Genomic DNA, 12,150 nt, shown 5'->3' on the forward strand with positions numbered 1-12,150 from the left:
GAGCGATACACCTAAGTATCCATCAAATAAAAAAGCGCCACAATTGGCGCTTTTTTATGTCTGCGATTAACTCTCGGTCGATAGATGCTGCAAAATGTAGTCGGTATTGTAAATTCTAGACGCTGGAGAGCTAGGCTTGCTCTTAAGTCCCGTAACTTCTACAACAGTAGAGGTCTCTTTATCTATAGTCGAGCTGCCCCACAAAATATCGCCGGTGGTTGTTGCTGCGCCATACTGAGCCACTGAGTCCCGGTTAGTTTGCTCATTGTTAAAGCTAAAGTATGGGTAGCCCGCTTTTTGGCAAAGTTCAGCAGCTTTGAGCATTACATATTTTCGCGTGAGTGCTCGGTCGGTATTGGTGTTGCCCACAAAACTGATCTGCCAGCTATCAGGGGCAATTTGCATAGTTTCAAAGCCTTTACCAAAGGTCCAAAAGCTCTTTTGAGTATCATAAGGTGTGGCACATGCGGCTAACATTACCGCTAGTAATACACCAATGGATAGATTTCTATAATGTTTCATATCACCTCCACTCATAGCGATTTGGATTAATTAAAAGCTGTAGCTAACGCCTAGAGTCGTTACCCATTGATTATTACTGTCAATTAGCGGTGAGTCTGCCATATCAGAACTCAAACGAGAGTAACCTGTGGCTTGAGTAATATCTAAGTGTTCCGTTACCGGTATGACTAAGGCATAGCCCGCTTTATAGGCAAAAGCCCCATCGCCAGTATAAGCTGCGCGCTCATTTGTGGCATCAGACTTAGATACGCCAGCGTAGTAGTTGACGAAGTCTTTACTGTAATAGTGCACGCCTGCGTAAGGGACAAAATCTGCAAAGCCGATATTAATTGGTTGGTAGTAAGTGATATCAGCTTGATAACCGTCGTAGACACCTGTGACATCATGTTGGAATTTACTCGATAGCGTGCCACGACCAAGCTTGATATCGGCATTTAAGCCTAAATCACCGCTGATCTTACGGTCTTTCATGCCTTGTAGAATATCGGCATCGCTAGCATTAAAGCCTGGGTTTGCGACAACAAAGGCACTTAAGTTTATACCGCTTTCATTGTTGCCCAAAAAGCGATAGTTAATGCCTGAAAGATCCGCGTTAAAGTCTTCGCCATGGTAACCGCTGTTTACATATGCGGTAGTCTTATGGTCTTGACCTTTATAAAATTCACTACCGGTTGCAGCACCTGCGCCGACAAAAAATTGGCCTTCATGGCTATAAATATTACCGTTACGAATATAGGTATTGTCTGCTGCAAATGCCGAGTTTGCGAGTAATAGGGTTGAGATAACTAAACAAGTCTTTTTCATAGGATAGTCCTTTTACGTCCTTCAAATATCAGTGGGATAACTATATTTGATGGTGAATTAGGACTCTGTATCCAAATGTAACCTGAGAGTGGAGTTCTATTTTGTGTCAGAATTTAAAGAGTCGTGTAAGTGCAAGGAAGTCCTTTCTTTGTTTCTAACCCACAGATACAAAAAGCCACCTCAAGTGAAATGGCTTAATGTCGCTTTTTCTTATAAAGAATAATTGCTCCCCCGCACTCTCTTCATAAAGTGTTTTATAGAAAGTCCGACGGGTCGGTATTACCAATGCACAAATAAAAAAAACACCGTTATTGCTAACGATGGTTTTCATTTAATTAAATTGCTCCCCCCAGTCTTTTTATAGAAAGTCCGACGGGTCGGTATCACCAATGCGTAGATACAAAAAAGCCACTCTGTCATCAACAAAGTGGCTTATTGTAATTAAATTGCTCCCCAGAATACCGACCGCTGGTGTAGCCCTTGAACCGTAGGTTCAAGGCGGGTAAATGAATACCTCCTAAGGCTTCTCGGTACGAGCCGAGCTTGCGCAATGTCAGTAAAACATTCACCCTGGGTTTGTAAGTATCGGCACAGGGACATTACCAGCTAGCGAATATCCCAGGGAGCAAAACTTGTGTTCGTAAACCAGTCGGGTGACTAAAATGGGCTTACGATAAAACTGTTAACACTTGCTTATAAAGCAACTGCGATTATAGCTATTTTTAGTCAGCTTTTGTAGCGCGATCTACCAGCGCATCTTCAAGAGTTGACTGTAGCAAACCGATTTTATCATCCATTTGCTTAATATAATCTTGATTCTTTTGCTGTTCTTCTAACAGCTCATAACCGGTATTTAATGCTGCCATAATGGCAATTTCTTCTCGGCTAATGTTATTAGTACGTGCTTTAAGCGAGGTTAACTGCTTTTCGAGGTTGTTAGCCACATGCCTAAGCGCAGCTTCTCGTCCTTCTGGACAAGCAATAGAGTAGGTACGACCCATAAGGGTAATTTCAATCGCCTTGCTACTCATCCCGAAAACAATCCTAATAACCATGTACTTGAGCGGACTATATCGGTCTCACTAGCAAAGTGCAACACGATCGACGCGCAAACTGATGCAGTTTAGATTAATTGTTGTTTAGATCGCCATTGGCGTACAAACATAGAGCGGATCAGCTTTTTCCTTGTTGTTTAAGTGCACCTTTGCAGGGGAAGCCTTTGGGTGTTTGTACAGAGGAAAGCCATTTGCTTTTACAAAGTAGTATCGAGCGCTAAGTGACGGGATCCGTTTCGGCGTGAATGATTTGCCTTTTTGGTCACGATTGCAGCATTTGTGGTTCATAGCACAAAGTTTTACCGACTTTATGGTGCCGACTATTGGTCGAGTCCGTCACTTCTGCTAGCATGAAGTGAGTAAATATTGTGATTGGAAAATACCTTATGGCTAGCCTACCTACGTTGCAGATGGATAAACTCCTTGCAGCACTAAATGCCGCTGAGATTGGTCAGCACCCTGTAGAAGTTCACGGCGCACTTGTCGGGCTTATTTGTGGTGGTGTAGAGCAAAAACCATCGGGCTGGACTCAACCACTGCTTGAGCTAATGAACGACGGCCAAGCACTGCCGAAAGAATTACAAACCCTGATTGATGACTTGTATCAAGATGCGGTGACGCGTTTGTCAGATACCGACTTTGGCTTTAGCCCAATGCTACCCCAAGAAGAAGAGTCACTATCAAAGCGTGTTGAAGCACTGTCACTGTGGGTGCAAAGCTTTCTCACTGGTATTGCCATCATTCAGCCTAAGCTCAACCAAGCGCCGCTTGATGTGCGTGAAGTGATTCAAGACTTATCTGAAATTGCTCAAGTTGAGTTTGATGTTGCCGAAGACGACGAGTCAGAAGCCGCACTGATTGAGCTGATGGAGTTTACTCGTATGGCGGCACTCATGTGTTACGCCGAGTTTGGCCCCGCGATTGATGACGACGAGCCAATTGATGTAGGCGTAATGCACTAACATCTATTTAAACCAATCACCGCCATCGCTGTTGCTGCATGGCGGTTTTTGTATCAGTAGCACCGACACTTATCTTGTTATTGGACCAATACATTCCATGGCGAACCATAACCAACACGCTGATGTAGCAAGTACCACTGAAATTAATCACGTCGATATCGCTATCGTAGGCGGAGCAATGGCGGGCGCCACCTTGGCTTTAGGTATAGCAGAGCTTGCTAAGCAAGGCTGCTCACATCTAACAGCGCCAATTAAAATTGCTCTTATTGAGGCACATAAGCCAAGTAGCGAACATCCTGGTTTTGATGCCCGCTCAATTGCTATCTCCCATGGCTCTATCTTCGAGCTTAAGCAGTTAGGTTTGTGGCAGCATTTAGACGCGCTAGCTGAACCTATCCACAATATTCATATTTCAGAGCGCGGTAACTTCGGTATGACGGAGCTTAACCGTGAGTCACTGCATTTGCCGTATCTCGGTCAGGTAGTTGAGCTTGAAGCGGTAGGGCACAAATTATTTAACTTGCTTGAAAAAAGTGAGGTTGGCCTTTATTGCCCAGCCAAGCTGCAAAGCGTAGCAGCGGGTATCGATGCACAATTGCTGACGTTAGAAGATGGTCAGCAGATCTCAGCTAAGTTGCTAATCGCCGCAGACGGGGTTAACTCCAAAGTGCGCCAAGCCTTTAAGCAGCCGCTAGAGCAGGTGGATTTTAATCAAACTGCAATTATCGCCAATATTCATACCGAGCAGCCCCATAATGGTTGGGCCTATGAGCGCTTTACTCAAACGGGGCCGCTTGCGTTATTGCCAATGGCTGCTAATCAAGGTGAGTCACGCTTGTCTATGGTGTGGGCGCTTGAACCTTCTGATGCCGAGCGACTACTAAACGCCCCTAAGGCTGAATTTATTAGCGAACTGCAACATGCCTTTGGTTATCGAGCAGGGCGTTTTATCGATATTGGTGAGCGTTTTAGCTACCCATTAATGTTGTCGTATATGCCAAGGCCGATTTATCAGCGTACGATATTTTTAGGTAACGCGGCGCAAACACTGCACCCAATTGCTGGCCAAGGGTTTAATTTGGGGCTGCGTGATGTGGTATGTGTACTCGATGTATTAAAGCAAGTGCTTGCTAACCCAGAGCATCAAGATATAGGTAGTGTGGCGGTCACTCACGCTTACCTTGAGCGCCGTAAGGCCGACAGACAAAGCACCATGAATAACATTGAGTTTTTAGTCCGCGGTTTTTCTAACGACTATTGGCCATTGGTGATTGGTCGTAATCTTGGGCTACGACTGCTGTCATGGTTTCCGCCATTAAAAGCGCCAGTAGCGCGCCAAGCAATGGGCTGGAACAAAGGTTAATCTTCAGCAGTCACTTCGCCGTATTAAAGTCAAATTAACAATAAACATGCACAATAACGTTTGTCAGTCAGTTCAAAAGCATGTGGTTGGCGTAATCCGCCATTTTTGAATAAGGGTAAAAGATGTTAAGCACACAAACTTATGATGTCGCCATTGTTGGTGGCGGCATGGTTGGGTTAGCAACAGCCATAGGCTTAGCGATGGCAGGCACTAAAGTCGTGGTAATCGATGCAGGGCAAACACAAGCGGTATCTGGCGTACCAAAGCTAAGAGTCAGTGCCATTAACAAAGCTAGCCAGCAGCTTATTACTAACTTAGGTGCTTGGCCTTACTTGGCTGCAGCGCGAGTGAGTCCTTACCAAAAGATGCAAGTGTGGGACAAAGATAGCCTAGGTAAAATCGATTTTGACGCTCACTCGTTAAGCGAAAGTCACTTAGGCTCGATTATCGAAAACGACGCCATCGCCTTTGCACTTGCTGAGCGCGCATCAGAGCTCAGTGAGTTGACTTATATCGAAAACACCCGTTTAGAGCGCATCGCCTTTGGTGAGCGCGAAGCCTGGTTAACCTTAGATAACGGCGACAGCTTAAGTGCTGCTTTGGTGGTCGCTGCTGATGGCGCCAATTCATGGGTACGCGAGCAGTGTAAGATCCCAATGACCTTCTGGGATTATAACCACCATGCCATTGTTGCCACTATCCGCACCGAGCTGCCTCACGGCGAAACCGCAAGGCAAGTGTTCGACAAAGAAGGGCCATTAGCCTTCTTACCGCTATATGAAACAGATCTGTGTTCTATCGTCTGGTCAGTGTCACCAGAAAAAGCCGAGCAGCTACTCGCATTAGATAAGGTCGGCTTTGAGCGTGCATTAACTGCCGCCTTTGATGGTCGCTTAGGCATGTGTAACCTTGAAAGTGATCGTCAGTCGTTCCCACTACGTATGCGTTATGCACGTCACTTTGCACGGCCACGTTTGGTGTTAGCGGGCGATGCTGCCCACACCATTCACCCGCTTGCAGGCCAAGGCGTTAACTTAGGCTTCCTTGACGCGGCAGCGATTGTAGAAGTGGTAACTGAGCTTAAACAGCAAGGTAAAGACATTGGCGACTATAAACATCTGCGTGATTTAGAGCGCTGGCGTAAAGCTGAGGCGCTGGAGATGATCACCGCCATGGAAGGCTTTAAAAGGCTATTTCAAGGTACTAATCCAGTGACCAAAGCGATTCGCGATTTAGGCCTAAATATCGTCGACAATTTTGCGCCATTGAAAACACTGTTTATTCAACAGGCGTTAGGTAACAAGAAGAATCTACCTAAACTGTGTAAGCGCAGCGAAGGCTAACAATTAGCAATCATTAGTGCAGCCTAAATAAGCCTTTAATTTCATAGGTTTGTTTTGTCTTTTCTGGAAAAGGATAATTCATTGTAAATTTTTCACATATTTGTAATGAGAAAAACTAATGACAAAACTGTTCGGATTAGAAAATTCTTTTGTATACAAAGTGACGACTCAAGGTATAATTTCGCCGCATTTTAATGCGATGACATAAATCTGGTGCCAGTACCCTACACAAGCACACTCTATTTGTGCCGGCATCAGAAGCAGACTAAAAGACCCCAAAGAAGGGATAAAAATGGCTAACAAAACTGTACTTTTTAACAAGCATCTAGAATCAAACGGCAAGATGGTAGACTTCCACGGTTGGGATATGCCACTTAACTACGGTTCACAAATTGAAGAGCATCACGCAGTGCGTCAAGACGCAGGTATGTTCGACGTGTCTCACATGACAGTAGTCGACGTGATTGGTGATGACGCTTGTGCCTTTTTACGTAAATTGCTAGCCAACGATGTCGCTAAGCTTAAAGTTCCTGGTAAGGCCCTATACGGCGGAATGCTTGACCATAACGGCGGCGTTATCGACGACCTTATCACTTATTACCTATCAGATACTGAGTACCGCATTGTGGTTAACTCAGCAACGCGCGAAAAAGACCTCGCGTGGATCAACGAGCAAGTGCAAGGCTTTAGTGTTGAAGTGACTGAGCGCCCAGAGCTAGCGATGATCGCCGTACAAGGCCCTAACGCTAAGGCAAAAGCCGCAACCGTATTTAACGCTGAGCAAAATGCAGCAATCGAAGGCATGAAGCCATTCTTTGGTATGCAGTCAGGCTCACTATTTATTGCCACTACTGGTTACACCGGTGAAACAGGCTACGAAGTGATCGTGCCAGAAGCTGAAGCGGAAGCACTATGGCAAGCATTCTTAGAAGCTGGCATTCGTCCATGTGGTCTAGGTGCACGTGATACGCTACGTCTTGAAGCAGGCATGAACCTTTACGGCCTAGATATGGACGAAAGCGTTAACCCACTCGCCGCTAACATGGGTTGGACGGTAGCATGGGAGCCAAGCGATCGTGACTTTAACGGTCGCCAAGCGCTAGAAAAGATTAAAGCAGAAGGCACAGACAAACTAGTTGGCCTGATCATGGACGCTAAAGGCGTTATCCGTCACGGCATGTCAGTATTCTATACCGACAGCGACGGCGTTGAGCAGCAAGGCACAATTACCAGTGGCACATTCTCACCAACATTGGGCTACTCAATCGCTATGGCGCGCGTACCTAATACCATTGGTGATGTGGCTGAAGTGGAAATGCGTAAGAAGCGCGTACCCGTTAAAGTTATCGCACCTTCTTTTGTACGTAACGGTAAACAAGCATTCTAATTATATTGGTGGGTTTATAGCTATTTGCCTTGGCTTCGTTGTCGAAAGTGCTCATTGATGCTTATCAACTGCGCGCTTTCTCCTAGAATCCAAAGCAACTATCGGCTAACCCCACCATATAATAGCTAATGAGTTTAAATAGCTAAAAAATGTTTTGTTGATGTGGCGAACATTCGCTTTATCAAGATTGCGTTATCTATTGGGCCAGTTAATGACCTTAGTTGAGAGATTGGACCAATAGGCTACAGTTTATGGTTTCATCAAATGCTGATATAAAGCGAAAAGTGCTAGATTTGCGCGGTTGAACAGTATCAATGTCGCAAACCTTAAAAACTAGATGAAATCACTGCACTTATGATGTAAAAAAGGTGCAAAAATTGATATAAGCCTTATTAGGCAAATCAGTGTAACGTCTTATTAAATACAGAATTAGAACATCGAATAAGGATTTAGACCAATGAGCAATATCCCAGCTGAACTTAAATATGCTTCTTCTCACGAGTGGATCCGTAAAGAAGAAGACGGTAGCTACACAGTCGGTATCAGTGAGCACGCTCAAGAGCTTTTGGGTGACATGGTGTTCGTTGAGTTACCAGAAGTTGGCGACGACGTTAGCGCGGGTGAAGACTGCGCAGTAGCAGAGTCTGTTAAAGCGGCATCAGACATCTACGCACCACTATCAGGTGAAGTTGTTGCAGTAAACGAAGCACTGGAAGATTCTCCTGAGCTAGTAAACAGCGACGCATTCGGTGATGGTTGGTTCTTCCGCGTAATGCCAACAGACCTAGCTGAACTAGACAACTTGCTTGATGCCGAAGGTTATCAAGCAGTTATCGACGAAGAATAAGCGTCGATGATAAACAAAGCCCCAACTCATCGCTGAGTGGGGCTTTGTTCGTTTTATGGCTTATACCCTTGTAAATAGTCAGGGCAATAACGCCAAATGGCAGACATGACACAAGCAAATACTGCCAAACAATCGAATTCTAAACTAAAGAGACCGGTAGCACCGCCCCCCTACAGGCAGGATACTGGCAAATAGGAACTAGGTTACCCATGACCACAGAAACCCTTACGCAATTAGAGCAGCACGAATTATTCATTCGTCGTCACATCGGCCCAGGTGCTGAGCATCAGCAAGAGATGCTTAACTTTGTTGGTGCTGAGTCATTAGATGACTTAACCGCGCAAATCGTGCCAGGTGCTATTTTACTTAACCGTGATCTATTAGTTGGCGACTCATGTGGCGAAGCTGAAGGTCTAGCCTATATCCGCAAAATTGCTGATAAAAACCAAGTATTCAAAAGCTACATTGGTATGGGTTACCACGGCACTGAAGTACCAAGCGTCATTCAGCGTAACGTATTAGAAAATCCAGGTTGGTACACAGCGTATACTCCTTACCAGCCAGAGATTGCTCAAGGTCGCCTTGAAGCGATCCTTAACTTCCAGCAGCTGTCTATGGATCTAACCGGTCTAGACTTAGCATCTGCATCACTGCTTGATGAAGCAACCGCAGCTGCTGAAGCAATGGCGCTATCTAAGCGTGTTTCTAAAGCTAAAAAAGCTAACATCTACTTTGTGGCTGACGATGTGTTCCCACAAACTATCGACGTGATTAAAACCCGCGCTGAGTGTTTTGGTTTTGAAGTTATCGTAGGCCCTGCAATCGATGCTGTTAACTACGAGCTATTTGGTGCCTTGTTCCAGTACACCAACGTACACGGTCAAATCGTTGATCACAGCGAACTATTTGCCAAGCTGCACGAGAAAAAAGCATTAGTTTCAGTTGCTGCTGATATGATGTCGCTAGTGGTACTTAAGTCGCCAGGTTCAATGGGCGCAGACGTGGTATTTGGTAACTCACAGCGCTTTGGTGTGCCAATGGGCTTTGGTGGTCCACACGCTGCTTTCTTTGTGACGCGTGACGCACATAAGCGTTCACTACCGGGTCGTATTATCGGTGTATCACAAGATACTCGCGGTAACCGCGCACTGCGTATGGCTATGCAAACGCGTGAGCAACATATCCGCCGTGAAAAAGCCAACTCAAACATTTGTACTGCGCAGGTACTGCTTGCCAACATGGCATCGTTCTACGCGGTATACCACGGCCCACAAGGTCTTAAAACCATTGCAGAGCGCATTCACCGCCTGACTGATATCGTTGCAGCAGGTTTGACTGCAAAAGGCGTTGAGCTGGTAAACACAACTTGGTTTGATACCCTATCAATTAAAGGCTTAGATGTTGCCGCTGTTAAAGCGCGCGCGGTTGAAGCGGGTCTAAACCTACGCATCGACAGCGACGGCATTGTCGGCTTGAGCTTAGCTGAAACCACGACTCGCGGCGATGTTGCTGAGCTATTTGACGTGATCCTTGGCGCTGACCATGGTTTAGATGTTGCTGCACTTGATGGCGATATTATTGCTAACGGCAGCCAGTCAATTCCATCTGAGCTACTACGTACTGATGCAATCTTGACGCACCCAACTTTTAATCGCTACCACAGCGAAACAGAGATGATGCGTTACATCAAGCGTTTAGAAAGCAAAGATTTAGCCCTAAACCACTCAATGATCTCGCTTGGCTCATGCACCATGAAGCTAAACGCGGCAACCGAGATGGCGCCAATCACATGGCCTGAGTTTGGTAACATGCACCCGTTCTGCCCAACAGAGCAAGCAGCAGGTTACACTCAGCTACTTGAAGAGCTATCAGCATGGTTAGTTGATATCACAGGTTACGACGCAGTATCGCTACAGCCAAATTCTGGCGCACAGGGCGAGTACGCAGGTCTACTGGCAATTAAGCAATACCATGAGTCACGCGGCGACGCGCACAGAAACATCTGTCTAATTCCACAATCTGCCCACGGTACTAACCCTGCATCAGCGCAGCTTGCAGGCATGAAAATCGTCGTTACCGCCTGTGATAAAGCCGGCAACATCGACATGGATGACCTAAAGGCGAAAGCGGCTGAAGTGGCTGATAACCTATCTTGTATCATGGTCACTTATCCATCGACTCACGGTGTGTATGAAGAAGGCATTGGTGAGATCTGTGAAGTTATTCACCAGCACGGTGGTCAGGTTTATCTAGATGGCGCCAACATGAACGCACAGGTTGGTCTAACATCACCAGGCTTTATCGGCGCAGACGTATCGCACCTTAACCTACACAAAACCTTTGCTATTCCACATGGCGGCGGTGGACCAGGTATGGGCCCAATCGGTGTTAAAAAGCACCTAGCGCCTTTCCTATCTGGTCACAGTGTCATTAAGCACGGCTTAGAGTCAGACAACAACGGCGCAGTATCAGCAGCACCATTTGGTAGCGCGGGTATTCTGCCAATCACTTGGATGTACATTAAGCTGCTAGGTAAAAAAGGCCTACGCCAGTCAACACAAGTAGCGTTACTAAACGCTAACTACGTGATGAAGAAGCTTTCTGCTCATTACCCTGTGCTTTATTCTGGTCGTAATGACCGTGTAGCGCACGAGTGCATCATCGACTTACGTCCGCTTAAAGAAGCATCTGGTGTGACTGAGATGGATATTGCTAAGCGTCTAAACGACTATGGTTTCCACGCGCCAACCATGAGCTTCCCTGTAGCGGGCACGCTAATGATTGAGCCGACAGAGTCAGAGTCTAAAGTTGAGCTAGACAGATTCATCGAGGCAATGGTGTCTATCCGCGGCGAAATCGCTAAGGTAGAAGCTGGTGAGTGGCCAGTGGACAACAACCCACTGCACAACGCACCGCACACACTAGCAGACATCATGGATCCAGCATTTGATTCACGCCCTTACAGCCGTGAAGAAGCCGTGTTCCCAACTAATGCGGTTAAGGCGAATAAGTTCTGGCCAACGGTTAACCGTATTGATGATGTGTTTGGTGATCGTAACTTGATGTGTAGTTGCGCCCCTGTATCTGACTACGAATAATTTATAATGGCTACTTAGCCTTGAGAATACGGCTTCAGCCTCAGGTTTTCACTGCTCATTGACTGGAGTCAACTCCGCGGCGAAAACCATCGGCTTCATTGTCTTATCATCGGCAGTAACGCCATTACGTAAAACGCACCCTTAGTGGTGCGTTTTTTGTTGGGTGAATTTTAAAGATAAATCTAACATTAGGCTGTTGCAACCTATGGCATTAGCTCGCAGAATCAGCGTTATAGCGCTTAATTTAAACCAGAGAAGAGTGACGGAAATACCGATGATGAAGATTGATATAGAGCAACAACTTCCTATTACGATATTCCCAAACTCAAAATTGGGTCTTGGGTTATGCTTATTGCTGTTGCTAGGGTAAGTGTTTTTGTTGTAAGAGAGGAGGATTCTTAAATACGTAAGGTTTACGTGTTAACTATACGAAAATATTATGATTTTATTTTTCATTCCAGTATGTTTTCATGTAAGTTGCCCTAAGTAATGTACTTTAACTATGAGTATACATATATGAGCTTATCGGAAACCATTTTTTCTTATAACAGTGCTAGCGGTAATTCAGCTGTTAGAAGTTTTATTGAAGATGAACAGCTATATTTTTCATTATTTGATGTTGTTAAAGCTATATCTGCAGAGAACAAAGTTTTAGATATGGTAAGCCCCTAATTTCTTAGACACTTAACTGTTTCTCAAAGTACTGCTTTTCGAACTGCACAGGAGACAGTCCATTATTACTACCATGACGACGCACTGGATTATAGAA

Annotated in this window: 9 protein-coding genes and 1 other RNA gene; 6 read left to right on the plus strand and 4 right to left on the minus strand. The window is 45.5% G+C overall.

The genetic code is table 11. The features are described from left to right. Window positions 1–66 precede the first annotated feature (66 nt). The 4 genes from L2747_RS10420 to L2747_RS10435 form a co-directional block, all read right to left on the minus strand. On the minus strand, window positions 67–522 hold the full coding sequence (locus L2747_RS10420) for a CC0125/CC1285 family lipoprotein (protein ID WP_248998969.1): 456 nt from the start codon (window positions 520–522) through the stop codon (window positions 67–69). Between the two features lie 30 nt (window positions 523–552). After that, complete coding sequence (gene ompV / locus L2747_RS10425) at window positions 553–1,326, minus strand: outer membrane protein OmpV (RefSeq protein WP_248998970.1); 774 nt, start codon at window positions 1,324–1,326, stop codon at window positions 553–555. A 446-nt stretch (window positions 1,327–1,772) separates the two neighbouring features. Beyond that, window positions 1,773–1,954: non-coding RNA, 6S RNA (ssrS, locus tag L2747_RS10430), on the minus strand. 94 nt (window positions 1,955–2,048) lie between these two features. Beyond that, on the minus strand, window positions 2,049–2,357 hold the full coding sequence (locus L2747_RS10435; RefSeq protein WP_248998971.1) for a cell division protein ZapA: 309 nt from the start codon (window positions 2,355–2,357) through the stop codon (window positions 2,049–2,051). A 410-nt stretch (window positions 2,358–2,767) separates the two neighbouring features. On the opposite strand from L2747_RS10435, the gene L2747_RS10440 reads away from it, so the two are divergent. From L2747_RS10440 to gcvP, 6 genes are all read left to right on the plus strand, one after another. Then, window positions 2,768–3,343: a UPF0149 family protein gene (locus L2747_RS10440; protein WP_248998972.1), complete on the plus strand. Its 576-nt coding sequence runs from the start codon at window positions 2,768–2,770 to the stop codon at window positions 3,341–3,343. A gap of 97 nt (window positions 3,344–3,440) precedes the next feature. Continuing rightward, entirely contained in the window at window positions 3,441–4,706 is a 1,266-nt protein-coding gene (ubiH, locus tag L2747_RS10445) for a 2-octaprenyl-6-methoxyphenyl hydroxylase (protein WP_248998973.1), read from the plus strand. Between the two features lie 122 nt (window positions 4,707–4,828). Continuing rightward, window positions 4,829–6,049, plus strand: coding sequence for an FAD-dependent monooxygenase (locus L2747_RS10450; RefSeq protein WP_248998974.1), 1,221 nt, complete (start codon window positions 4,829–4,831; stop codon window positions 6,047–6,049). A 292-nt stretch (window positions 6,050–6,341) separates the two neighbouring features. Further along, window positions 6,342–7,436 carry a glycine cleavage system aminomethyltransferase GcvT gene (gene gcvT, locus L2747_RS10455; protein ID WP_248998975.1) on the plus strand — a complete coding sequence of 365 codons (1,095 nt, stop codon included), beginning with the start codon at window positions 6,342–6,344 and terminating at the stop codon, window positions 7,434–7,436. A gap of 457 nt (window positions 7,437–7,893) precedes the next feature. Then, window positions 7,894–8,283: a glycine cleavage system protein GcvH gene (gene gcvH, locus L2747_RS10460; RefSeq protein WP_220767468.1), complete on the plus strand. Its 390-nt coding sequence runs from the start codon at window positions 7,894–7,896 to the stop codon at window positions 8,281–8,283. 209 nt (window positions 8,284–8,492) lie between these two features. Next, the gene (gene gcvP, locus L2747_RS10465; RefSeq protein WP_248998976.1) at window positions 8,493–11,381 is read left to right on the plus strand and encodes an aminomethyl-transferring glycine dehydrogenase; all 2,889 of its coding nucleotides are present in this window, start codon (window positions 8,493–8,495) and stop codon (window positions 11,379–11,381) included. Window positions 11,382–12,150: the final 769 nt, after the last annotated feature.

The sequence above is a fragment of the Shewanella marinintestina genome, from assembly GCF_023283845.1.
In the GTDB taxonomy this organism is placed as follows: domain Bacteria; phylum Pseudomonadota; class Gammaproteobacteria; order Enterobacterales; family Shewanellaceae; genus Shewanella; species Shewanella marinintestina.